This window comes from Chitinophaga ginsengisegetis, from assembly GCF_900168065.1.
Classification (GTDB): domain Bacteria; phylum Bacteroidota; class Bacteroidia; order Chitinophagales; family Chitinophagaceae; genus Chitinophaga; species Chitinophaga ginsengisegetis.
The window spans coordinates 838,433-863,684 of the sequence record NZ_FUZZ01000002.1; the positions used below are offsets into that span (position 1 = coordinate 838,433).

A 25,252-nucleotide genomic window follows, 5' to 3' on the forward strand; every position below is an offset into this window, starting at 1 on the left:
ACAGATATCACCTACAGTAATGGGTTACTAATGGGGGAATACCGGCAAACATACTAAATCGTTCAACAATATATCAACAAATATGTAAATTTGAGTATGGCAGATATAAAAATACCGACTTCTTTCAATATAGACCTGGAATTTGAATCAGCAGACATCATGAAAAGATTCCTTGCCTGGCTCATTGATTTCGCCATCCGTTTTTTTTATTACCTGGTGGCGTATATGACCTTGAGCTCTTTTCGTATAGAAATGGAAGGGCATGTAGGCATCTACTTCTTCCTGGTACTGCTGCCCCTGTTGTTTTATTTCCCGGTGGCGGAAATTGGTATGAAAGGACAAACACCCGGCAAAAAAATGCTGCACCTGCAGGTGGTAAGTATGACGGGCAACCAGCCAAGTGTGAGTCAACACCTGATAAGATGGATATTCCGGATCATAGAAACGCCGCTGTATTTTTTCGCGCTGGTACCTGTGATTATCCCGGCAGTATCTATTGTGCGCACGCCTTATAACCAGCGGTTGGGCGACCTGGTAGCCGGCACCATCGTGATCAGCACCAAAAGAAAAGGCAGTATAGAAGAAACCATCTTCCGGGATCTTTCCCACAGCGATTACAAACCGCAGTTTCCACAGATCATGAAGCTGTCTGACAGGGATATGAACAAAGTGAAAGACCTGCTGGACCGCGCGCTGAAGGCGAAAGATGAAGACCTCGCAGCCCGTGTGGCGATGCGGGTAAGAGAGGTACTGCATATTGAAACCGAAATGCCTAATACACATTTCCTTGAAACGGTGCTGAACGACTATAATTACTACACTACTAAAGAACATTAAAAAAGGCGGCTGAGATAATCAGCCGCCTTTTTCTTACAGTTATTTTGATCAGGCCGTTTTTCCTATCGAATTCAGATCTTCATTTACATTATTAAAACGGGTGGGATCGCCTGCCGGTCCTTTGTACACAATGGTACGGTCAAATGCCAGGATAGGATAAAATACGATACCGAGCAATATCAGCCCTACCGTAAATCCTTCTGTTTTACCAAAGCTTTTGCTGAGCAGGTTGGTTGCCCAGATACCCCAGATGATTCCCACATAAGGAATACACATCAGGATTACCCAATACCAGGGTTTGCCAATAATCTGGGTGAGGACATAAACGTTGTAGATAGGGATAATCGCTTTCCAGCCTTCCTGGCCGGCTTTCTCGAATATCTTCCACAAACAGATGATAAAGAAGACAGCAACCGCTAAACAGAAGATGATAAAACCAGTACCGAATATGGCGCTAAAAACGCTGCCGCCTTCATAAGTGGTTGTTTCCATAATTGAGGTTTATATTGTTTTAAAAATGAATGATGACAATACTTAGGATACGTTTGCATTCCAAATATATATAATTTTTCCCATTACATAGCGTAATCAGTATTAGCCCCAAAAGAATGCGTATTCCTACGGTTTTAAAAAAAGTTTCAACATTTCTGTTGCTAATATTTGGATATTCAGCGCATTATATTACCTTTGCAACCGGCAAGTCTTATACGACCAGCTCCTACTGAACTCCCCCAGGACAGGAATGTAGCAAGGGTAGGTGGTTGTAGCGGTGCGATATAAGTAACTTGCCTTTTTTTTCTTTTTTTATTGTCATTAGTTGCTTGTCAATAGTATCTGGTTGCTATTTTCTCCACCTCTTTCACTAATGACAGCTTCTCCTCAAATGTTCATTTCCTGACAACTAATTTATCATAGTATGAAATTCTTTATCGATACGGCTAATCTGGCGCAAATCAAAGAAGCTCACGATCTTGGCGTTCTGGACGGCGTAACCACCAACCCTTCCCTGATGGCTAAAGAAGGCATCAAGGGTGAAGCTGCAATTATCAAACATTACGAAGATATCTGCGAAATAGTAGATGGTGATGTGAGTGCAGAAGTATTATCTACTGATTTTAAATCTATCATTGAAGAAGGTAAGAAACTGGCTGCTATCCACCCGAACATCGTGGTGAAAGTACCTATGATCAAAGACGGCGTAAAAGCCATCAAATGGTTTACCGACAATGGTATCAGAACCAACTGTACGCTGGTGTTCTCTGCCGGTCAGGCTATCCTGGCTGCAAAAGCAGGCGCAGCTTACGTTTCCCCATTCATTGGCCGTATTGACGACACCAACTGGGATGGCGTGGAACTGATCGCACAAATTGCACAGATCTACAGCTTACAGGGTTACAAAACTGAAATCCTGGCCGCTTCTATCCGTAGCGCACTCCACATTGTAAAATGTGCTGAAGTAGGCGCCGACGTATGTACCTGCCCGTTAGAATCTATTCTCGGTCTGCTGAAACATCCGTTAACTGATATCGGCCTGGCTAAGTTCCTGGAAGACGCAAAGAAAATGTAGTCTCAATATTTTTTAGATGGTGTATCCCCGGTGCAGTAATTGCGCCGGGGATTTTTTTTATCCAACACCCTGATATTTTTCCCTCCGGGAGATGATCATGTTTTGTTGGAGAATTTATCTAAATTCAGTGCTTATATCCACGTAAACCCGGTAACATACTAAACGAAAAGCTAATGGGAAAATACATTCTTTCGCTGGATCAGGGCACCACCAGCTCCCGCGCCATTATTTTTGACCATGATGGCAGCATCAAAGCAGTTGCCCAGAAAGAATTCAAACAGATATTCCCGCAACCCGGCTGGGTAGAACACGATGCTATGGAAATCTGGACTTCACAAGCCAGCGTGGCAGCAGAAGCCATCCTTAAATTAAGAGTAACCGGTGAAAGCATCGCCGCCATTGGTATCACCAACCAACGCGAAACCACCATTGTGTGGGATAAACGGACCGGCAAACCTATACACAATGCGATTGTATGGCAAGACAGGCGCACCGCCGCCTATTGTGATTCCCTCATCAAAGAAGGAAAAGAACAACTCGTCAAAGATAAAACAGGTCTTCGTATAGATGCCTATTTCTCCGGCACCAAAATAAAGTGGATCCTGGACAACGTTCCCGATGCACGCAGAAAAGCAGAAAACGGGGAACTCGCCTTTGGTACCGTCGACAGCTGGCTGGTATGGAATTTCTCCAACGGCAAACTCCACATTACTGATGTGAGTAACGCCTCCCGCACCTTGCTGTTTAATATCCACGACATGCATTGGGACAACGAACTGCTTGCCCTCTTCGATATTCCCGCATCCATGCTGCCGGAAGTAAAACAGTCCAGCGAAGTATATGGCTACTCAGAGGCCAATCTTACTCCCTACCGCATTCCCATTGCCGGTATTGCCGGCGACCAGCAGGCGGCCCTCTTCGGGCAGTTATGCACACAGCCCGGCATGTTAAAAAACACCTATGGCACCGGTTGTTTTATGGTATTGAATACCGGCGATAAGCCCATTCCTTCCAAAAACAACCTGTTAACCACCGTGGCCTGGAAAATAAATGGCAAAACCACTTACGCATTAGAAGGCAGTATTTTCATTGGCGGCGCCGTAGTACAATGGCTCCGTGATGGTCTTGGCATCATCCGCCACTCTGCTGATGTGGAAAAACTCGCCGCTACTGTACCTCACAGTGATGGCGTATACCTGGTACCGGCATTTGCAGGTCTTGGTGCGCCTTACTGGAACCAGCATGCACGCGGCACAATGGTGGGCCTGACCCGTGGTTCCACTGCCGCACATATTGCACGCGCAGCCCTCGACAGCATCGCCTTCCAGACAATGGATGTGATGAAAGCAATGGAAGCAGACGCCGGTATGCCCATCACCGAACTCAGAGTAGATGGCGGCGCCACAAAAAATAACCTGCTTATGCAGTTCCAGGCCGACCTGCTCAATGTCAGGGTAGTACGCCCCACCATCACGGAAACTACCGCACTGGGGGCCGCCTATCTCGCCGGACTCGCCATCGGCTTCTGGGACAGCATCGAAACCATTGCGCAGCAATGGAAAATAGATGCCACTTTCGACGCGGCAATGGAGCCCGCGGAAAACGAACGGCTGCGCAAGGAATGGAAACGCGCCATCCGGGCAGCGCAGGCATGGACCGAAGAATAAATTTATCCACGTTTATCAATATTCATTTCAGCTTATGTCACCTTATTTAGCAGAACTAATCGGCACCGCATTCCTCATCGTACTGGGCGATGGCGTAGTGGCCAGTGTGATCCTCAACAAATCCAAAGGCAACCAGGGCGGCTGGATCGTTATCACCCTGGGATGGGGCATGGCCGTATTCATTGGTGTATATGCCACCGCTAAATACAGCGGTGCCCACCTCAACCCTGCCGTTACCTTTTCACAGGCGTTGCAGGGGAAATTCCCCTGGGAAGAAGTGCCTGCCTATGTAGCCGCCCAATTGGCCGGTGCTATGCTGGGCGCCTTCCTGGTGTGGCTCACCTACAAAAAACACTTTGATGAAACGCCCGATGCCGACACCAAACTGGGCGTGTTCTGCACCATTCCGGCCATCCGCAATCCGAAGTACAACTTCCTCACGGAGTTCATTGCCACTATGGTATTCATCCTGGCTATTTCTTATATCACCGGCCCTACCGCCGGCATCGGCTCGCTTGATGCCCTGCCTGTAGCCTTCGTGGTGCTGGCTATCGGCTTGTCGCTCGGCGGCCCCACGGGTTATGCCATCAACCCGGCGCGTGATCTGGGGCCACGGCTTATGCACTTCCTCCTGCCTATTCCCGGCAAACGCAACAGCGACTGGAGCTATGCGTGGATCCCTGTTCTCGGCCCGCTGGCAGGTGCAGCAGCGGCGGCGTTCCTGTATCAATACTGGCTGCATTAAGTGCGGAGGTTGTTGCGAAGGTTATCGCGGAGGTTGTCTTGGTACCCTGATTACGCTGATTTTACTGATTGACTTTTTGTGATTATGAGGGATTTTTGGAAGATTTGGGGAGATTGACGGGGATAACTGGGATATTTAAAGATTGACGGTGAGATACTTAGCTTATACTTTGCGGATGCTTTGCACATGCTTGATACATACTTAGCACATGCTTAATACATGGAGATAACACGGAGGTGATGTGGAGGGGATGTGGACTTGATCTGAAGACCCTTTATCACAGGGCATTACAGAGGAAAGAAGGTAGGCTGGTTATTCATGGGGGAGCTATATAAGTGAACCGGTGTCCTGGTTAATTGATGAAAGTAAGTGAGCGGCATTGCTGCTCATCTTTTTTAATTATTGAAGAAATAATGATGGTAAAAGCCTTCTAATTTTAGTAAATCTTCCGGAAATCCTTCAAAAATCAAAAATAAACCAATTCTCCGGAGACAGGAATTACAATCTGGTCAAGGCATAAATCTCCTCAAATCTTCCAAAAAACTCCTGTAATACCAAAAGCTAATCAGTAAAATCAACCAGGTAATAGTCACAGGGCAACACGCTATCCATCCGTCTTCCAAATCTTCTATAAAATCTCCTGTAATCACAAAAAGCCAATTGGTAAAATAAGCGTTGCAGGATCATCTTCGCTCTCTTAAAATCTCCCTATCTTCCAAAAATCCTTCCCATAATCACCAAAAACCAATCCGTAAAATCAGCCTAATCAGGGTACCAGAAAAGCCTCCGCTCTCTTCAATCTTCCAAAATCTTCCGAAAATCCCTCATAATCGCAAAAAGCTAATCAGCAAAATCAGTGGCCCATGACGATCTTCACGCTCTTCGCTCCCACCAATCTCCCAAAATCACAAAAGGCCAATCCGTAAAATCAGCCTAATCAGGGTACCAGGACAACCTACGCGACAATCTCCCACTAATCTTCTTCTATAGTTTCATTTTTTTCTGAAAGTTTCGTAACTTTGAGAATCTTTAACAACGGTACACCGTTTGCCAAAAAAACTCCCGGATTCCGTGGTTACTGACAGAGGTTACCATATCATCGCAATTGCGGCAACATATAAAATGACGAATTATGATTCAGCCCAACATCCCGGAAACAACACAACCGCGAATCGTTATAGTAGGTGGCGGATTCGGCGGCGTAAATCTTGCCAAACAACTTAAACATGCACCCGTACAGGTAGTACTGCTCGACCGGAACAACTACCACCTGTTTCAACCGCTGCTATACCAGGTATCTACCGCCGGCCTGGAACCAGACAGCATCGCCTTCCCGCTGCGCGGCATCTTCAGAAAACAGCGTAACCTTGTATTCCGCATGGCGGAAGTTACAGGCATCCGCTCTGCAGAAAATATACTGGAAACCGGTATCGGTGAAATACATTACGACTATCTCGTTTTCGCCACCGGCAGCAACACCAACTTCTTCGGAAATAAAGATATTGAAGACAATGCCATTGGCATGAAATCCCTCATAGAAGCCGTACAAATCAGGAACTATGTGGTGAAACAATTTGAAGAAAGCCTGCTGCTGCAAAACCCCGAAGAAATAAAACCAAAGCTCAATTTCGTAATGGTAGGCGGTGGCCCTACCGGCGTGGAACTGGCCGGCGCTTTTGCAGAACTCCGCAAATACATCATGCCGAAAGACTATCCCACCCTGCCCCAGTCGTTAATGAATGTATATCTCATTGAAGCAGGCCCAAAAGTATTGCCCTCCTTCAGCGAAAAAACATCGCAGCAAACACTGGAAGCCCTTCAGGAAATCGGCGTCCGCGTATTAACCAATACCGGCGTAAAAGAATACGACGGCAAAACCGTTACCCTCAGTACCGGGGAACTGATCCAAACACAATCACTCCTCTGGTCTGCCGGCGTAAAAGGCATCCCGGTAAAAGGTATCCCGGCAGACATTATCCTGCCAAACGGCCGTATCATCGTAAATGAATTAAACCAGGTCAAAGGATTTACCAACATTTATGCGATTGGCGATATTGCCCAGATGACCAATGATCCCCGCTTCCCCAAAGGCTATCCGATGGTGGCACAGGTAGCCATTCAACAAGGCAAAAATGTAGCGCACAACCTGATGCTTTCAATGGAAAACAAACCTATGAAAGGATTTAATTATAAAGATCTCGGCAGCATGGCTACCATTGGCCGCAACAGGGCGGTAGCTGAATTTGCCGGTATGCGCATGAGCGGCTACCTCGCATGGATAGCGTGGATGATCGTACACCTTCTCAGCCTGCTGGGATTCAGAAATAAACTGGTGGTATTCATCAACTGGTTCTACCGGTACTTCACCTACGAAAGAGGCACCCGCATCATCATCAAACGCGGCGCCGCCAATATTGTTAAACTACGCCAAAGCATCGGCGCATAAATAAAAAGCAACAGGGAGATGAATGATTTCATCTCCCTGTTGCTTTTTATATACTCCTTACTTACGGTTCAGGATCGAATTCAATGTAATTGAAGACACCAGCTCATCAGACCTTCCTCCCAGCGCCCGGTAGTACAACAAAATAGTATAGTTGTTCTCCGTTTCCCAATGATCGCCTTCCGTCATATCCGTACTGAATTTTGCATTGGGTGTGGTTTTATCTACCATGCCGTAAATATAATTATAGTAGCCCTGCTTCAGAAAAATAGTGCCTTCATAAGCACGACTGGCCCCATTATACGTAAGCTTGTTCGAGTTGTTCAGCTCATAATTGGTAAACTCTCCAAAGATATACATCTCATAACCCGCATAAGGTTCCGGCGCTCCAAATGAAAAATGTACAGACGCATAATCCCCTTCAAAATTAGGATCATAATCATCCAGCGTAGCCAGGTAATATTTTCCGTTGATATCTTTGATAAACTGATACTGCTTATCTGCCCGCTCCTGGTCCATTACCGCAAATACATCTGTACTGTTGCTATGATACTCTGAACGCTGTACTCTTTCGGTTTGCAGCCGGAAACTACGCAGGTCAATCCAGCGATACTCTTTACCGGCGGGCATTATACAGTCCTGTTCCGCATTGTATTTTAAAATGTTGCCGTTAATAAACTGCGGCTTCAATTTGGTGAGTGCATTATCCCAGCGATAGTTCTGCAGCACCACTACTTTGATTTGGTCAAACGGGTTCTGGATATTCAGGGCGCCGGTGTTCACTTCAAAGTTGATCTTCTGGTGTGTACGGAAAAGTTTAGGGGCAATAGGTTGCTGGATAAACCCGGTTATCCCGGCTTTATTTTCCACCACAAACATCCGGCGGGTAAATGCCAGCTGAGAGGTATCACTATCCAGGTAAACCTTCAACAGGTAGTTGCCCGATTTTACGGGGTAGCTATTGGTGCCCGGCAGCTGCACACTGTAATGGGTATAACGCTGCAGCGATACACTGGATAACTTGTAATTCAGGATCCTGGTTTCTGAAAATCCCCGCATATAATCAAACTGGTTTACCTGGGCAGGCGTCCAGTCGGCGTTGCAAAGCACAAAAGAATAATAGTAGTTCTTCACATCGTTATCCAGGTCGTCGAACGACAGTTCCAGTTTTTCTCCGGTACCAATTGTATACATGGGTAAGCTCAACGGATCGCCGCTCTGGTTAAACTTCACGGATTTGATGTTGTTGTAGTATACATGGTCCGGAGTAATAACATTCACTTGTGCCGAAGTGCTGTTGTTAAACAAACAGGAAACAAGAGCTATTGTAAAAATTAATGCTGCTATACGCATACGAGGTAATTGATAGTATTCAAGTTACGATTAAAAGCGGAAAGCTGAAAGCCAAAAGCCAGGTAGCAAATGATCCCGGCGAAGATAGAATATTTATCCCGCCCAATTACCCGTTGGCATCCCTTTTTGCTTTATGCTTTGCACTTTCAGCTTTTCCCTATATTTGTTCCATGCGTTTATCATTTTTTATTGCCAGACGGATTGCTTTCAATAAGGGATCTTCTTTCTCAAAATTCATTATCAATATCGCAGTAGCCGCTACTGCGATCAGCGTAGCGGTAATGATCCTGGCAACAGCGCTGGTAAACGGCTTTCAGCAGGTGATCCAGGAGAAGATCTTCAGCTTCTGGGGACATATTCATATCAATGAATACCAGCCCAATGCCGGTCCGCTTACAGAAGAAATCCCCTTCTACAGCCGCAAAAGCCTGATAGATAGCATCAAAACATCACCCGGTATTAAAACCATCAGCAATTACGCTACCAAATCTGCCATCATTAAATCCGAGAAGGAAATAGATGGCGTCATCTTCAAAGGAATAGACCAGGGATACGACTGGCCGCAGCTGAAACGCTTCCTCCAGGCAGGCAAACTGCTACAGTTTAACGACAGCTCCTATGCACCGGAAATTATGATCTCCGAATACATGGCCAAAGAATTGCAGCTGAAAGTAAATGACAAAGCCATTATCTATTTTATACAGGGAGGCGGATTACCACCCCGGGCCCGCAAACTAACGGTAACGGGCATATTCAAAACCGGTATCGAGGAATATGATAAAACCTATGTGATCGGCGATCTTAACCTGGTACGCAAACTCAACGACTGGGACCCCGACCAGGTAGGCGGCTTCGAGATATCCATCAATAACTACCGCAACATGGATTCCACAGCGCGGTACATGGATAACAACGTATTGCCGGACCAATTATTCACCCGCACCATCCGGGATATTTATCCGAATATTTTCGACTGGCTGCAACTGCAAAACCAGAATGAACTGATCATCATCGTTATTATGACGATAGTTGCCATCATTAACATGATCACGGCTATTCTCATTCTCATCCTGGAACGTACCAACATGATAGGCATTGCCAAAGCGCTCGGTATGCGCAACTGGGATATCCAGAAAGTATTTGTATACCAGGCGGCTTATATTGTTATACTGGGAATACTGATCGGCGATTTCTTCGGACTGGGCATTGCTTTCCTTCAGCAGGCCACCGGCATTTTCAAGCTGCCGGAAGAATCCTATTACATGTCGGTAGCAGCAGTATCCCTTCACTGGGTAGATATTGTACTGATCAACGTGGGCACTTTTCTTATATGCACAGTGATACTGCAAATCCCGGCCAGGATCATCCGGCGTATTACACCTGTGAAGGCTATCCAGTTTAAATAGTTATTTCTTCCGGGTGCTTTTCACGTAGTCACGCAGGTAACTGCACTGGTCATATGCCCGCTGGTAGAACTTCGTTTGTCCATAATTGCCAGTTAGCAAAGGGAAATAACGGTTATGCACCAACGCAGTGATATACTGATCACTGTTGCCATTATTAGCCGTATGTTTCTGCGAACAACGGGCAGCCATAAATGCGCATCTTGCCCTGAACTCCTTATCAGTACTGGCCTGCGCTGCTTTGAGATAGTAACTCTCTGCTGCGTAGCATCCAAAATACTGCTTCTCAAAAGCATCTTTATCGCATTCCGGGGAATACCACTGCGTAGACGGGCGGTAGTCTTTTACAAAGTTCCAGGTTCTGCCATAATAGGAAATGCTGAATAACGCGGTCGCATAATCGTAGTATACTTTTGCAGGTACCGGCGCTGTTTTCATCTTCTCCTGCAACTGTACCATACGCTCGCAGAACTGCAGCTGCGTAATCTCTTTTGTATAGGGCGCTTCAGCGCTGTCTACCCCAAAGTCCTGCAGCTGATCATGGAATACCTGGTAAGAAACGGCCAGCGCACCGGGCGCTGCCTTCTTAAACCAATCGCGCGCACTGCTGAAATCATGGATGCGCATATAGCTTACGCCTATCGCCTGATCCATGTTAATACCTTCGGGGAAGAACCCCGCGAGATAAGATTCGTACGGTGTTTTAACCGGCTGGCGCAGGAAATCCTTCAGGCGTATCAGCGTGGCCGGGTTCATATCGTTGTTGATCTGATCCATGGAGGTTTGACCAGAAACAAAGTAATCGTTCATCTTCAGCGAATCGCAACGGCCCCGGATCAGTGATTCTTTCACAAAATCACCCTGCTGATGGTAGCGCGGCGCGAGTATGGCAAACAACAGGTTACGGTACGTTTTACTAAAAGAGAAGCTTTTATTTTCCCCTCTTCCCCAGCTATCCCAGTAACTTTCAGCGCCGGCAGTTTTTGTATCCAGCCATTTAAAAGATGCCAGCAGCTTCGATTCAAAGGCGCTGTCGATCGTTTTCTGCTGGTTGATGTTTACCAGCAGGTTCACAATTTCCCACTGATCTTTTACTTCCGGATCTTTTGTTTTTACGGCCGCCAGTTGTTGTACTGCCGCCGGGTAATTTTTACGGATATAGGAAAGGTAGGCAGATGAAACCCGCCATAAGTCCACATCTTTTAATTTGCCCTTTTGAACCAGGCTATCCACCAGGGTTTGTAACCCGCTTAGCCTGGCAAGCAGCTTATTCTTTTCCGCAGGCGAATAATCCTGAATGCTCACAATGCCGTTATTCTGTCCATCCATCAGCACCGGGCTGAAGTAAGCATCTTCCAGTTTATTAATTTCTCTCGCTAACAATATATTCAGGGCAGGAGAAGCGGGATCTAATGCGTACACCTGGCGGATGGCGGTTACATCGGGCGCTGGATTGGTAAAGCCGTAAATAGCCGCTACCATTGCCTTTTCATGGTCATCCTTACACAGGGGATATATTTGTTCGCTGCTGGTGTTAGTCCATGTTAAACTGATAAAACAGGAAAGCCGCAGCGATGGGGCCATCTCAAACACACGGGAAAACAAATAGGCGCTCCGCACAGAGTCCTTCAAATACAGTAAGGCGCCTGATTTCAGCGCCAGGGCCTTATAATATACCAGGGAAGACTTTTCTTTTCCGTCAAACAGCTGGTCGAAGGAGGCAACTGCTTCGCGGTATTGCTTACTGTAATGCTGCAGCCGTACCAGCTGGAAACTATAACGGTCACGGATATCTTTATCTTTTACTTTATCACGCAGCCCCTGCCCTTCTGTATACAATGCGGACAGCAACGGGGTATTGCGTTCCGGTACCGACCACGGATCGGTATTGATCACGGCAGGCTCGCACGATTTTGCGAACAGCAGGTAGCGTGCCGCTTCCCGGTTCTTTTCTTTTCCCAGAAACTGTGCAAAGGTGTTCTTCTGCACACTATCCGGCAATGCGGTACTGCCTTCTGCAATAGCAGCCAGCTGCTCTTTCGGGTAGGTGTAAATACATTCACGTATATCCTTTGCCGTTACTTTGCTGCCTGCATAGTTTTGCCAGTCGGCAACATTGGCCGTTTCTTCTGATGGGGTTGGATCGCCAAAAAAGTTGGTGAGGGCGGTATAATAGAAAGGCTCGTAACCGCCGCCTTTTGCATACGGACTAAAAAAGGAAACGTAGTAGTCGTAAGGGTCCGGTGTTGGCCCGCAGGATAAGGTGTATACTACATTGCCAAAGAAAACGGCACAAAAGCTAATTAAAAAAACGACAAATTTTTTGTAGTTCATTCAATGGATATTTTTTCAGGGTTGTTGAATCAAGATGATAAAATATAATAACCGGATCGGGTGTTTGCAACTGTTTTGCCACTAACTGCGCGGCTGTTTCCAATGCCTGCTGATCAATGGTTTCACGCCGGATCACGCTTCCCTCTTTTAAAGGATATCCATTCAGCGTAGTATCCTTTCTGATGGTGTACAGTTGCTTGCTACCGGCTGCAAAGATAGTGGTATCCTGCAATTCCTCCGTACCAATATTTCTTAAAATACCGGTATACTCCGTTCCGTTGCGGAATAAAACGCTCCAGCTGAATAACGGTAAAGCGATATCCAAAGGTAAGGGATATGCTGCCACCCGTTGTTCGCCCAGGTAGGATTCCATAGCGGATATGTCGAGAATGGAATTATGCGATCCCGGTTTACGCAGGTCGCCCATGTTATAGCACATCAGCAGTCCCCTGTCTACCGGCGGTATGCCGGTGCGTACTTTGTACTTCACCTGGTACATTCGGATGGTAGCGGATACGCGGCGCTCCCGGAAAAAAGGTGTTTGCCGGATCTGTTTTATAAAGGAGAAGTAGGCATCACGGGAAGTTTGGGTCCAGTCGCAATCCAGCTGGATTTCCTTTATGCTGGTGGCGGGCAGGGAATCGCACAGCTGTTCCATCAGCCGGGATACATTGGCCGCCAGCTGAGGGGTTGGGTTTGCCCATATTTCGTTCATCAGGAATACTACCGGCACTATTTCCACGCCGGCAGGGAAAGGGGCTTTCTGTCTGAATATAGCCACCGGCGTGGCCGCTTTGGTTACCTCGTCGATGTCTACATCAAACAGTTTTACATACAGTCGCCTGGCGGGGAGATCCTGCATGTATTTCAGTTCGGCGGTGTTGCCCGTCCAGGTTTGCTTCCAGTAATAAAATGCGGGTGTTACGTTCCGTTTCGCTGCGTGGTTACAGGAAAGCAATAATATGATGAGCAGTATCCGGGGGTTCATGAGTAGTTAAATAAGCAGGCGGCCACAGATAATACCTGCAGCTACTGCGGCATTCAATGATTCGGCGCCTCCGATCCGGGGAATGGTGATCCGGTGCGTGGCCATTGCGGTTACATCTTCCGTTAATCCTCTTCCTTCATTACCTATCAGGATAATGCCTTCTTTGATAACGGGAAACTCCGCGATATTTTTTCCATGCAGGGTAGCGGCAAAAGAGGGCAGCTTCGTTTGCTGCAGCAATTCGCGGATATCGTATTCGGCTATACGAACCCGTATCATACTGCCCATAGTAGCTTGTATGGTTTTAGGATTATATACGTCCACACAATCCGGCGAACAAATGATCTGCGGAATCCCAAACCAGTCGGCTATACGAATAAGCGTTCCCATATTACCGGGGTCCTGGATGGCTTCCAGCGCCAAAGCTACTGTTCCGGCAGCAGGCAGGGGATTCACGGGAGCAGGCATATCCAGCAAGGCCATCGCCTGGTTGGGGGTAGTGAGCGACGACAGTTGTTTGAGCACAGCAGCATCCACTTCTGTTACAGTACCTGGCGGCATACGGTTTACCAGGGAGTGATGCTGCTCCAGCCAACCGGCTGTTGCATATACTCCTTTCACGGGCATGCCCGCCTGTAGCAGCTCCTGCACAATCTTGTCACCCTCTGCCACATACTGGCTGGATTTTTGCCTGTTTTTTTTGTGCTGTAATGATTGAATATATTTAATTTGCGCCTTTGACAACATGGGGCCAAACCTACACGATTTCTTTTAATCAGCCAAGAAGAGGCATGGTTCCCCATTCGTCAGTATTGGCTTTTAAAATTTTTAACAACGTTTTCGCCCGTGATGCAGCTGCTTCCCAATTCAAAAATTTTATTGCTGAAACAATTGCTGCTACTGGCTGTAATACTCACGTTGGCAGCCTGCTCCAATACCAAATATCTCCAGAAAGATCAAACACTGTATACCAGCGCCAAAGTAGATGTAAAGGGCGAAATCCTCAATTCTGAAAAACAGGATCTGCGCAGCTCCCTTTCTTCCAAATCGCTGATGACACAGCAGCCCAATAAAAAACTGCTCAACAGCCGCATTAAAGTATGGCTCTATAACCAGAAGTACAATGAGAAAAAGTCCAACTGGTTCTGGAACCTCATGCTCGCCAAAAGGAACCTGGAAGAACCCGTGGTATATGATTCTGCCAAAACTAAAGAATCGGTGGGGCGCATGACCAGCTATCTTCACAACCAGGGCTTCTTTTATGTAACGGTAAATTATGAGGAAAAAACTGCCCGTCGTAAAACCAGTGTTACCTACCAGGTAAATACAGGAAGAAACTTTGTAATAGATAAGATTACCTACACCGTGCCGGATAGCGCCATCCTGCAGCTCGTAAAAGCCAATGAGAAATTATCGCTGGTACAGAAAGGCGTTGCTTTTAAATCGGCCACCCTGGGCAGCGAAAGGGAAAGGCTCACCCGCCTTATCAAAGATGCAGGCTACTACAAGTTTAACCGCGATGCCATAGAATTTAGTGTGGACACGCTTAACAAAGCCCTGTTCCGGAATACCCTCAACCCTTTTGAAGGGTTTGTAAATATCTTTAATGAAAATAAAGGCAGGGATAAGCTGACAATGGATGTGGAAATCCGGATTAAAAATCCGGAAGACAGTACCGATAGCTGGCAAAAGTATCATATCGGTAAAATATACGCCTATCCCGACTTTTCATTGAATGCCAATCCAAACGACAGCTCCCTGAAACAGGACGAACGAGAGTTTATTACCATCCGCTCCCACCAGGAAATACTGAAACCAAAGATTCTTTCCAGATCCATATTACTGCGGCCGGGGGAAGCTTATTCCATACAACGGTATAATAATACTGTCAATAAATTATACGATATCGGCGTATGGCAGTTTGTAACCCTGCAATACAAAGAACCGAAAGACTCCGTAAACACGCTTGATGCCTATGTATTCCTCACGCCCCGGCGCAGGCAGGAACTGGGTTTAACTTTTGAATTAAGTAACAGTTCGGACTATACACTCGGATCGGGTGTTACCCTGAACTACCGGCATATTAACCTGAATAGAACGGCTACGCAGCTGGGTATGGCGCTCAGCACCGGTATTGAACTGGTACGCCAGGAGTCAGGATGGGAACTGCAGTCCAAACAGTTTGGAGGCGAGGTTAGTCTTACCTGGCCACGGTTTGCGTTGCCATTTAATATCAAACAAAGCAACCGCTCCAACGTAAAAACAAGATTAACGCTTGGCGCCAACTACCTCTCCCGCGTAGAGAAGTTTGATGTGACCAGTATCAATGCCTCCTATGGCTACGACTGGAACGAAACCCTTTACAAACGCTGGATCATCCGGCCCATCACCCTCAACTATGTGGGAGTGAGCCTGGACCCTACTTTCCGCGACAGCGTGGTGAATACCAATCCATACCTGAAACGCAGCTTTGAACCGGCACTGATTGGCGGGGAAAGCGTTTCATTTATTTTCAGCAACCAGGACCTGCTGCATCAAAACCACTACAGCTACTTCCGCGTGAACGTAGAAGAATCTGGACTCTGGCTCAGTGGTATCAACAGCCTGATGAACGGCATCAGCGGTAAAAAAACCAACCTGGAAACGCTGACCAATGTAAATATTTCAAATTTTGTAAAGATAGAAGCAGATTACCGTCACTTCTGGAAACTGGGATTACACAGCGGGCTTGCTACCAGGGCTTATGCCGGCGTAGGTATTCCGTACAGCTATTCACAGGTACTGCCCTATATCAGGCAGTTTACTTCCGGTGGCCCCAATAGTATCCGTGCGTGGCGCTTACGTACATTAGGCCCCGGCTCCTATAAAGATTCCTCCGCAACTGCGCAGGCATTCCCTGATCAAACCGGCGACATGAAACTGGAAGGAAACATCGAATACCGCTTCGACCTGTTGAGGATGTTTGGTGGCAGCGTAAACCTGAAAGGCGCCACCTTCCTGGATATGGGTAATATCTGGATGATCCGGAAGGACTCCACCCGGCCCGGTTCCGAATTCCGCTTTAACCAGTTGTATCACGATCTGGCGATGGGTACCGGCGCGGGCCTGCGACTGGATTTCTCCTTCTTCCTCATCCGCCTGGATTGGGGTATCCCGTTGAAAGTTCCTTACTTCACCGGTAATAAAAACGGCTGGTATGTAAGTGAATGGGATCTGAAAGACAGCCGCTGGCGCCGTGAAAATATTATCTGGAATATAGCTATTGGTTATCCGTTTTAGGAACGGAGTTAGTGGCAATAAAATCCTCCATGTCGGTAGCCTCCGACAAACTGAAATTACCGATACGGGTTCTGCAAAGACTGCTCAGATAAGCGCCGCAACCTAATTGTGCACCATAGTCGTTTGCCAGGGAGCGTATATACGTACCCGTGCTGCATACCACCCTGAAATGTACTTCCGGTAAATCTATTTTAGTGATCTCAAATGCTGCTATGGTTAATTTACGGGGTTCTACTTTTACATCTACTCCTTTCCTGGCGAGCAGGTAAATAGGTTTCCCGTTTTGTTTGATGGCAGAATGTATAGGAGGCAGCTGCATAATTTCACCGATGAAAGGCTGTGTGGCAGCCATTATAGCCGCTTCATCAAGATGGCTGATATCTTTAAAATTCTCCGGCTCAGACTCCTTATCAAACGTAGGCGTGGTAGCGCCTAACGTAAAAGTGCCGGTGTATTCTTTCTCCTGCGCCTGGTATTCATTGATTTTCTTGGTCATTTTCCCGGTACAGCAAATCAGCAGTCCGGTAGCTAAAGGATCCAGCGTGCCGGCGTGACCTATTTTAGCTTTGGTGATGTTCCTTATCTTACGCACTACATCAAAGGAGGTCCATGTTAAAGGCTTGTTGATCAATATCACGGCTCCTTCCTGGTAATTTGTTTTTTCGTTCGTTTGCATGCCGCAAAGATAGCTATTAGCAGTTAGCTGTCAGCATGCGACCGGTAATTATAGGATTTATTTAAGACGCTGAAAAGCTAAAAGCTAAGCGCTTTTTACTAAATTCACGCAATTTTAGTATACATGGCATTAGAACATCATTTAGACGCAACACTACGGCACCAGCAACAGGTGGACAATTCGCGCGACTACGTGCTGCCATTCATACAGCAGGAATTTCCGCAACTGGAAGGGCTGCGCGTAATGGAGGTAGGATGTGGGGAAGGCGGTGTACTTACTCCTTTGCTGGAAAAAGGGTGCAACTGTGTAGGCGTGGATCTTGCACCGGACCGGATAGAACTGGCCAAAACTTTTTTGCAGAAATATCTCGACAACGGGCAATTAAAACTGATTGCCAAAAATATCTACGATCTGGATTTCCTCGGAGAATTCCGGAATTCTTTTGATGTAATTATTTTGAAAGATGCCATTGAACACATTCCTGACCAGGAAAAGATCATTGGTCATTTGAAACAATTGCTGAGTCCACGCGGACAGGTGTATTTTGGTTTTCCGCCGTGGTATATGCCTCATGGAGGTCATCAGCAGATTTGCAAGAATAAGTTCCTCAGCATGGTGCCTTATATCCATTTGCTTCCCCGCCCGCTCTACAAAGGTGTATTGCGGATGTTTGGCGAAGGAGATGATGTAGTAATAGATCTTATGGATGTGAAATCAACCGGTATTTCCATTGAACGTTTTGAACGCATTGTAAAGCGCCAGCAATATAAGATTACACAACGCAGGTTTTACCTGATCAATCCTATCTATAAATATAAATTTGGCGTAAGCGCACGGGTACAATGGAAGCCCATTGCAGCGATTCCTTTCTTCAGGAATTTCGTGACTACGTGCGTGTACTACATGATTAAACCGGAATAGTTATTTATTCCAGATCTCCCATGATGCCTCCGCCTGGAGGATCAGCATTTCGTGTCCGTTTTTGATGGTGGCGCCCTGCGCGGCGCCCCGTTGCAGGAAGGATGTTTCTGCCGGGTTATACACCAGGTCGTAGAGCAGGTGCCTGGAAGTAAGGTATTGGTAAGGGATTTCAGGGAAGGTATCTGTTTTGGGATACATGCCCAGTGGTGTTGTATTTACAATTACGGTGTGTTCTTCCATTGCCTGCCGGTTCAGTGATTCATAAGATACGGCTCCGTTTACAGGTTGCCGGCTCACTACTGTATAGGTAATGCCCAGTTGTTCCAGTGCATACATAATGGCTTTGGCAGCGCCGCCGGTGCCCAGTACCAGTGCGTGCTGGTGATGAGCCTGCAGCAGGGGTTGCAGCGATTTGGTAAATCCGATTACATCTGTATTGTAGCCCGTCTTTTTCCCATCCTTAAAGTGGATGCAGTTTACAGCGCCAATTTGTGCGGCTGCGTCGCTGAGTTCATCCAGGAAAGGGATCACTACTTCTTTATAGGGAATGGTAACGTTCAGGCCATGTAGTTGCGGATGCTGCTCCAGCAGGGAGGTGAATTCAGAGATACCTGGAATCGGAAAGTTATCATATACACATCCTGATATATTTTCCTTTTCAAATTTTTCTTTGAAGAAGCCCTTGGAGAAGGAATGACTGAGCGGATAGCCAATAAGTCCGTAAATTTTCATGCACCAGGTAATTGATCATTACCAATTATGAATTACGAACCGGGGAGCTGTGTTATCCACAAATCCGTAATTCGTAATTCATAATCTGTAATTATTTAAAAAACTATTCTCTGTCGAGGAACAGGTTAAAAGTATCTCCTCTCAGGCCAATACGCATGGCTTCCAGGGAAATTACTTCATTGGGAGCCAGGTTGCCCAGGTTGGCATTACAGCCTACCAGTTCCAGGAAGTAAAGCTGTTGGGCTTTCTGTGGCGCTTCCCAGATAATTTTTTCTGCGGGGATCTGTGTCAGGATTTCCTGTACCAGTCCTTCGCGTACTTCACCGCTACCGCGGTAGATGCCCACGTTGCCGCTTTCACGGGCTTCTGCAATCACATAAGTGGCGCCGGCGGAGAGCTCAGCGCTCATCAGTTCAATCCACTTATAGGGAGGGATAATGTGCTCAGCATCTTTGGAGCCTACTTCGCTCAATACCAGCCCTATTTTCGCCAGTTTTTCAATATAGCCGCATTTTTCCGCATGCGGGATAGTGATAGAGCCGTCGGAAACTTCCATGTAGCTGATACCGTAATCTTTTACCACTTTGATGTATTCTTCAAACTGGTTGCGGATTACAAAGGCTTCGAACAGGGTTCCGCCAAAGTATACGGGAATGTTTGCCGACTGGTAAAGTTCAATTTTTGCGCGCAGGTTGGGCGTAACGTAAGCAGTGCCAAAACCCAGTTTCAGGATATCAATGTGAGGACCTGCTGCGGATAAAAAATTTCGTGCTTCTTCCAAACTCAGCCCTTTGTCCATTACCATAGTCAGTCCATGTGTACGGGGCTTCTTTGTCCTTTCCGGGATTTGTGTCAGATTAAAATTCATTTGAAATATTTTTATCTTCTTATTGGTCAGTAAAACACATACTAATTTTCGCCAGGCACTTCGGGATAGCGTAGATGCAATTTTAGTAACCGGAAATACTATTGACTTTTGTCCATGACAATTAAAAGCCGGCGCAAAAATAAGAAGTATACTTTATTTTATTAAAGTAAATAACACTGGTTAACGTTTGCGGCGATATTGGGCGATCAGATCAACCACACTCACATGCTGTAACACAGCAGGGTCAAGCTCTACGAGCTTTTTAACAATCTTTGGGGCCTGTTGCAGGGCTGTTTCCAGGTGCAGTAACCCTTCTTTTGTTTTACCCATAGCTATCAGGATAGCCGCCCGGTAATAGATAAAAATGGGTTTGCGGCCGGCCTTTTCCTCTGCTATGGCCAATTGTACGAGGGCTTCCTCAAGGAATCCGGATACATACAGTCCCTTTAACAGTTCCTGCCAGGTAACAGCGCTTTTGGGCCTGGTACGTACGGCATTCATGAAATGAACCAGTGCATCCTTGTTCTTTCCAAGCTCCAGGTAGCATTCACCCAGGCTCATATTATACTCTGCGTTGGTTTTATTTATTTTCAGTGCGCTCAGTAACGATTTGGCGGCATTTTCCCAGTTGGCTTCCATCATATAGGCCACCGCAATCTTGTAGTACAGCTTATCATCGCTGGGGCTCAGATGCGAGGCTTTACGGTAATAATAACGCGCCTGGGTAAATTTGCGTTGTCTTTCGTAACAATGGCCGATGGCTTCATAGATGACATCCTCCGGCTTGGCTATTTCCAGGTGTTTCTGGAGCACTTCTATGGCTTCGGCATACTTACGCAGGCGGATATACGCATCGCCCATATTACGGTAGGCATAATCGAATTTCTCATCAATGGCTACTGCGTATTGATATGCATCGATCGCCTTCTCGTATAACTTCAGTCCCTGGAACGCTGTACCCAGGTTAAACCAGGCCAGCTGGTTATAGGGATGCTCGTCGATAATGGCGCTGTGCAAACGGATGCTCTCTTCATTGCGACCGGTAAATTCTGTCCAGAAACAGATTTTATGCAATGCTTCTTCACTGGTAGGATCGTATTCCAGCGCCAGTTTCAGGCAATCGAATACTTTTTCAAATTCCTCCCAGTCGTCGTATACATCGGCCAGTTCCAGCAATAATTCCGTCCTGTCTTCTCCCGAAAACTGTTCAATCTGTTCTTCCAGCACAGCAGCTGCCTTCTGGTGCTGGTTCAGCGCCAGGTAAACGTCTGTTTGCAGTATATAAAGATTGATATCAGTACGGTCCAGCACTTCTGCTTTTTCCAGCAAATCCAATGCTTCCTTGTATTTTTTGGTTTCTATCAGTAAGTTGGCCTTTTTGAGAAGTAGAGTGGAGGAATAAGGGAATTGTTCGATGGCTATTTCTGCCGCCTGCAATGCGATCGGCATTTCGTCATGCTCGTCATAATAGTCTATGATCTGCTCAAATGAATCTTCGTCCAGAAAAGAATGAGACTTACCAGCCCTGAGGTTTTCAAACTGCTGCAACAAGTCTCTCAGATCATCAAAATCCTCGTTTAAAAATGAAAAGTCTTTACTCATTACTGTAAATATAGTACTTTTATTTATGCCCAAATATGGGGTGGATTCTATGTGCTAAAAAATTTTTAACAATTCTTTGTGATTTCTTCGTATCTTGCGTTAAGAATATGTTATATAATATATCAAAAAGTTTGTACATTTGTGTTACAATGAAAGCGAAAACATACATATCACGCACCTTTTCATTGTCTTGCTTGTTAGCGGGCGCATTAGCGTTTTTTGCTCTCAATGCGGCGGCAAATAATGGCTTTTTGCCCACCGATAATAACAAAGACAAAGTGAAAAAAACAGCTGACAGCCAACATTTTGTGCTGAATACAGCTATGCCCAAAACCAATCTGAGCCTCGACGCTGGCTACCGCTTTTCCGGTACCTTCAACTCAGACTTTAAGTTTACTACTACCAATAACTATAATAACGTCATTAACCTGAAAGCGGTGATGACCTATACGAAAGGTAATGTCACTTATGTAGTACCATCCAATGTCCAGGTGCAATCACAACCTCCTGGAAACATGAACTTTCAGAAACTGCAGATTATTCTGCCGCTTAAGAAAGGGTAATAAACTTAACGTTTCTTCAATTACAATATGGGCCGGTTAAAAAGTTAAACAGCTTTTTAACCGGTCCTTTTTTTGGGCGTTACATATTCTGCAATTCCTTCTGACTCACTTCCTTATAGCCCGTTTTAGGCACATCAAAATAAGAAGCAGGAATCGGGTATAATTCTATCTTCACCGCTACTACCCTGGTTTTAGATCCTGTTTTGGTAATAATCTCAAATTCCAGCGGAATTCCCTTCAGGTTCACAAAGCGACGGTTATACTGCTTATTCTCCGGCACCAGGTCGAGCGCATAATATACCTCAAAGGTTTTACCATCGGGCATGGTACCAATCGCTTTCCTGCAATCGTAGCCCGCCACCTTTTTGGTTTCAGACTGGTCCTCGAACCGGATACTTTCGTATTGCTTCAGGTCCTTCTGGTATTGCTCTTTCCCGGCGCGTATCAGGTACTTATTCCCATGCTGATCTATCAGCGTGGTCATTGTTTCTGCTTTGCTGTTGATCAGGTAAGTGTAGTGAACAATATTGAAATTCATATCAATCCTGCTCAGTGGCCCACGCATATATTGGGTGAAGGTGCTGCCTTCCAGCATGGCATCCATCTGCAGTTGCTCTGGCGGCAGTTCCATTTTGTAAACAATCTTTGCATCTGAAATAACACGCTGCGCCAGCAGTGAGCCGGTGCTACACAGGAAGGTAAAAGTTAATAACAACCGATATAACATAGTGTGGTGTATTAATAATAAAATGGCAATCAGTGACCCATTACCAGTTAAGCTTCTCTTTGTTTAAAAACGCGGCTATTCCGCGTTTACAGTCATCATGGCCGCGGGTGGCAGCATTCAGTATGGCTGCGTGCGCCAACCCTTCCGCTACCGGTAAGTCCAACACTGTGCCAATCAATTTTTTGGTCACCTTCAGGGAATTGGCAGAAGCTTCATTACATAGGCTGGCAGCCACTTTCGCTACTTTTTGGGCTATTTCTGACGCGGGTACCACCGCTGTGATCAGGCCATCGGCAGCCGCTTTTTCAGCCGTTACCAGTTTACCGGTCAACAATAGCTCCCGGGAGCGGCCCTCTCCTATTTTACGAACCAGGAAAACAGCCACCAGGGCAGGAATAAACCCGATTTTTACCTCAGTATATCCCATCAGCGCTTCAGGGACTGCGTAACTGAGGTCGCACAGGGTCACCAACCCGCAACCACCGGCAACAGCATGCCCTTCCACCTGGCCAATCACTATCTTATCAAGATCATAAATCTCCCGGAATAACTGCATCAGTTCCCGGGAATCAGCGAGATTTTCATCATAGGTATTTTGCTGCAGCTGCTGCAGGTATTCGAGATCGGCGCCTGCACAGAAAGCCTCCCCGTTCCCCTTCAGCACTACTACTTTCACGGCTTCATCGGCAGCCGCCGCACGGAATGCGGCACGGAGTTCTGCTACCATTGGCCCGTTGAGCGCATTACGCTTCTCCGGCCGGTTCAGGGCGATGGTGGCTACCCGTTCCGCTACAGTATACTGGATAAAAGAAAATGCCATAAACAAAGAATTATAAGCCTTGTTTATGGCAATCTAAGCAAAAAAAATTTAATGGGTAATCTCCTGTATTACCTGACCTACATTACCGCTAGGCATCTGGATATGCAGCAAAGCAGCCAGGGTAGGCGTAATATCCGTCATACCTACTGTACGGTTGGTTTTACCCGGACGAACGCCCCAGCCCATCCATACCAGCGGGATATGCGCATCATAAGGGTACCATAATCCGTGGGTAGTTCCCACATTGCCACCATCGATATAACCCGGTGTTAGTACGACCTGTATGTCGCCGCTCCTTTTAGTATTAAAACCGTTAGACAGCATGGTACGCATGGGTTCCGGCAAGGTGGTGCCCATGAGGTTATCTATGGAAAAGGCTTTGGCAATAGCAGGTGATTTCAGCAGTTCCCGGATCATAAACTGCCGGATGTCTGCCTCACTTTTACCTGCCTGCTCAATAGCATCATGGTTCAGCCAAAACTGGTAATTATCGGCGCCTTTCACCACATTTTTCACTCCAAACTTCGCCGCTACCTGGTCGTTCAGGGAGGCCACGGCAGCTTTATCGTCCCAGGCGCCGCCCGGTAGCTTGTTTTCTGCCATGAATCCGGGTACATGCGCTACGCCATGATCTGCTGTGATAAAGAACAGGTATTGCCCCTTGCCTACTTTCGCATCGAGGTAGGTGAAGAATGCGGCCAGGTCCTGGTCCAGGCGCAGATAAGTATCTTCTGCTTCTATTGAATTGGGGCCGAACTGGTGACCTACATAATCAGGGGAAGAAAGACTGATAGCCAGCAAATCCGTTACCGGACCTTTTCCCAGGCCATAAGCTTCCATTGCTTTTTTGGCAAATTCCAGCGTCATGGTATTACCATAGGGAGAAGCCGAAATAGCCGTATTGGCGATTTCCGACAGGTTATGCGGGAAGGAGGTGTTAGTGGCATTTTTATATTTTCCTTCGTAAGGCTTTTCATCGGCCGTACTAAGGGTATAGGTAGAAACAGGATACAGCGTGGTCCATGGTTTGCTGAGATATTGCTGCGGGAATTTCTGCTGGTTAAATTCCTGCGCCCATACAGGCAGTTCATTCATGTAGTAAGTGCTGCTCACCCAGTTACCGGTGCCGGCATCATACCAGAAAGCCGCATTGGCACTGTGTCCCGCAGGAAGAATAGCGCCGCGGTCTTTAATCGCTACACCTATCACCTTACTCTGGAAATTATTGGATAACTTCAACTCGTCGCCGATGGTGGTTACCAGCATATTCCGGGGGCTCATTTTACCGGCGGCGGAAGAGCTGCCAACGGTTGTTACCGTGGTATCTTCTGCGCAGTACATAGTACGCCCCAGTTCGGGACTGTACCAGGTGTTGCCGATAATACCGTGGATAGCAGGCACAGAGCCCGTATACACACAGGTGTGACCGCAGGCAGTGATAGTAGGTGTGTAATTGATCAATGTGTTTTCGCAGGAAAAACCGTCCTGCAGTAAACGCTTAAAGCCACCGGCGCCATACCTGCCGGCATAGCGGTACAGGTAGTCCCACCGCATCTGGTCTACTACCATGCCTACAATGAGTTTGGGACGGGCTGTCGTGTTGGTGTTTTTAGCAGGGGAAAGCGGCTTTGGAGCAGCGTTCTGCGCTTGGCCGGCCGTAGCAGATAACAGGAATGCAGCTGCCAGGAAATGTGTAAATTTCATTAGATTGTAATAATTTAAAAGTC

21 protein-coding genes and 1 other RNA gene are annotated in these 25,252 nt (G+C 46.7%); 10 read left to right on the plus strand and 12 right to left on the minus strand.

All coding sequences use genetic code 11. The features are described 5' to 3' along the window. The first annotated feature begins 96 nt into the window (after positions 1-96). Complete coding sequence (locus B5Z18_RS17165) at positions 97-837, plus strand: RDD family protein (RefSeq protein WP_079470707.1); 741 nt, start codon at positions 97-99, stop codon at positions 835-837. A 48-nt stretch (positions 838-885) separates the two neighbouring features. Here the strand turns inward: B5Z18_RS17165 and B5Z18_RS17170 are convergent, their stop codons facing one another. Continuing rightward, positions 886-1,329 (minus strand): DUF5684 domain-containing protein, encoded by a 444-nt coding sequence (locus B5Z18_RS17170; protein WP_079470708.1) that lies wholly within the window; start codon positions 1,327-1,329, stop codon positions 886-888. A 202-nt stretch (positions 1,330-1,531) separates the two neighbouring features. On the opposite strand from B5Z18_RS17170, the gene ffs reads away from it, so the two are divergent. The 5 genes from ffs to B5Z18_RS17195 all read left to right on the plus strand — a co-directional run bounded on the left by ffs (position 1,532) and on the right by B5Z18_RS17195 (position 7,262). Next, an RNA gene (gene ffs / locus B5Z18_RS17175) (signal recognition particle sRNA small type) lies at positions 1,532-1,631 on the plus strand. Between the two features lie 122 nt (positions 1,632-1,753). Continuing rightward, positions 1,754-2,404 (plus strand): fructose-6-phosphate aldolase, encoded by a 651-nt coding sequence (fsa, locus tag B5Z18_RS17180; RefSeq protein ID WP_079470709.1) that lies wholly within the window; start codon positions 1,754-1,756, stop codon positions 2,402-2,404. Positions 2,405-2,577: 173 nt separating this feature from the next. Beyond that, a complete protein-coding gene (glpK, locus tag B5Z18_RS17185; RefSeq protein ID WP_079470710.1) occupies positions 2,578-4,071 on the plus strand; it encodes a glycerol kinase GlpK in 1,494 nt (497 codons plus the stop codon). A gap of 34 nt (positions 4,072-4,105) precedes the next feature. Then, positions 4,106-4,816, plus strand: coding sequence for an MIP/aquaporin family protein (locus B5Z18_RS17190; protein WP_079470711.1), 711 nt, complete (start codon positions 4,106-4,108; stop codon positions 4,814-4,816). A gap of 1,132 nt (positions 4,817-5,948) precedes the next feature. Then, the gene (locus B5Z18_RS17195) at positions 5,949-7,262 is read left to right on the plus strand and encodes an NAD(P)/FAD-dependent oxidoreductase (RefSeq protein WP_079470712.1); all 1,314 of its coding nucleotides are present in this window, start codon (positions 5,949-5,951) and stop codon (positions 7,260-7,262) included. Between the two features lie 57 nt (positions 7,263-7,319). Here the strand turns inward: B5Z18_RS17195 and B5Z18_RS17200 are convergent, their stop codons facing one another. After that, complete coding sequence (locus B5Z18_RS17200) at positions 7,320-8,612, minus strand: type IX secretion system plug protein (RefSeq protein WP_079470713.1); 1,293 nt, start codon at positions 8,610-8,612, stop codon at positions 7,320-7,322. Between the two features lie 170 nt (positions 8,613-8,782). Between B5Z18_RS17200 and B5Z18_RS17205 the strand changes: the two genes are divergently transcribed. Then, positions 8,783-10,018, plus strand: a complete 1,236-nt coding sequence (locus B5Z18_RS17205) for an ABC transporter permease (RefSeq protein WP_079470999.1) — start codon at positions 8,783-8,785, stop codon at positions 10,016-10,018. Here B5Z18_RS17205 and B5Z18_RS17210 read toward each other — a convergent pair whose 3' ends face one another. The 3 genes from B5Z18_RS17210 to B5Z18_RS17220 are packed head-to-tail and all read right to left on the minus strand — an operon-like array spanning position 10,019 to position 14,084. Continuing rightward, positions 10,019-12,349, minus strand: coding sequence for a hypothetical protein (locus B5Z18_RS17210; protein WP_079470714.1), 2,331 nt, complete (start codon positions 12,347-12,349; stop codon positions 10,019-10,021). Next, complete coding sequence (locus B5Z18_RS17215) at positions 12,315-13,337, minus strand: hypothetical protein (RefSeq protein ID WP_079470715.1); 1,023 nt, start codon at positions 13,335-13,337, stop codon at positions 12,315-12,317. The genes B5Z18_RS17210 and B5Z18_RS17215 overlap by 35 nt, the downstream gene beginning before the upstream one ends. Before the next feature lie 6 nt (positions 13,338-13,343). Then, positions 13,344-14,084, minus strand: coding sequence for a TrmH family RNA methyltransferase (locus B5Z18_RS17220; RefSeq protein WP_079470716.1), 741 nt, complete (start codon positions 14,082-14,084; stop codon positions 13,344-13,346). A 102-nt stretch (positions 14,085-14,186) separates the two neighbouring features. Between B5Z18_RS17220 and tamL the strand changes: the two genes are divergently transcribed. After that, positions 14,187-16,616, plus strand: a complete 2,430-nt coding sequence (gene tamL / locus B5Z18_RS17225; RefSeq protein ID WP_079470717.1) for a translocation and assembly module lipoprotein TamL — start codon at positions 14,187-14,189, stop codon at positions 16,614-16,616. On the opposite strand, the gene truB is transcribed toward tamL, so the two are convergent. Next, entirely contained in the window at positions 16,597-17,292 is a 696-nt protein-coding gene (gene truB / locus B5Z18_RS17230) for a tRNA pseudouridine(55) synthase TruB (RefSeq protein ID WP_079470718.1), read from the minus strand. The two genes, tamL and truB, sit on opposite strands and share 20 nt — an antisense overlap. 123 nt (positions 17,293-17,415) lie before the next feature. On the opposite strand from truB, the gene B5Z18_RS17235 reads away from it, so the two are divergent. After that, a complete protein-coding gene (locus tag B5Z18_RS17235; protein ID WP_079470719.1) occupies positions 17,416-18,213 on the plus strand; it encodes a class I SAM-dependent methyltransferase in 798 nt (265 codons plus the stop codon). Here B5Z18_RS17235 and B5Z18_RS17240 read toward each other — a convergent pair whose 3' ends face one another. The 3 genes from B5Z18_RS17240 to B5Z18_RS17250 form a co-directional block, all read right to left on the minus strand. Further along, the gene (locus B5Z18_RS17240; protein ID WP_079470720.1) at positions 18,214-18,945 is read right to left on the minus strand and encodes a shikimate dehydrogenase family protein; all 732 of its coding nucleotides are present in this window, start codon (positions 18,943-18,945) and stop codon (positions 18,214-18,216) included. A gap of 103 nt (positions 18,946-19,048) precedes the next feature. Beyond that, positions 19,049-19,813, minus strand: a complete 765-nt coding sequence (locus B5Z18_RS17245; protein ID WP_079470721.1) for a phosphosulfolactate synthase — start codon at positions 19,811-19,813, stop codon at positions 19,049-19,051. 180 nt (positions 19,814-19,993) lie between these two features. Further along, positions 19,994-21,415: a tetratricopeptide repeat protein gene (locus B5Z18_RS17250; protein WP_079471000.1), complete on the minus strand. Its 1,422-nt coding sequence runs from the start codon at positions 21,413-21,415 to the stop codon at positions 19,994-19,996. A gap of 278 nt (positions 21,416-21,693) precedes the next feature. On the opposite strand from B5Z18_RS17250, the gene B5Z18_RS17260 reads away from it, so the two are divergent. Next, complete coding sequence (locus B5Z18_RS17260) at positions 21,694-21,978, plus strand: hypothetical protein (protein WP_133256166.1); 285 nt, start codon at positions 21,694-21,696, stop codon at positions 21,976-21,978. Between the two features lie 79 nt (positions 21,979-22,057). Here B5Z18_RS17260 and B5Z18_RS17265 read toward each other — a convergent pair whose 3' ends face one another. The 3 genes from B5Z18_RS17265 to pafA are packed head-to-tail and all read right to left on the minus strand — an operon-like array spanning position 22,058 to position 25,229. After that, on the minus strand, positions 22,058-22,705 hold the full coding sequence (locus B5Z18_RS17265; RefSeq protein WP_079470724.1) for a hypothetical protein: 648 nt from the start codon (positions 22,703-22,705) through the stop codon (positions 22,058-22,060). A gap of 40 nt (positions 22,706-22,745) precedes the next feature. After that, the gene (locus B5Z18_RS17270; RefSeq protein ID WP_079470725.1) at positions 22,746-23,525 is read right to left on the minus strand and encodes an enoyl-CoA hydratase/isomerase family protein; all 780 of its coding nucleotides are present in this window, start codon (positions 23,523-23,525) and stop codon (positions 22,746-22,748) included. Between the two features lie 48 nt (positions 23,526-23,573). Then, entirely contained in the window at positions 23,574-25,229 is a 1,656-nt protein-coding gene (gene pafA, locus B5Z18_RS17275; RefSeq protein WP_079470726.1) for an alkaline phosphatase PafA, read from the minus strand. Positions 25,230-25,252 lie beyond the last annotated feature (23 nt).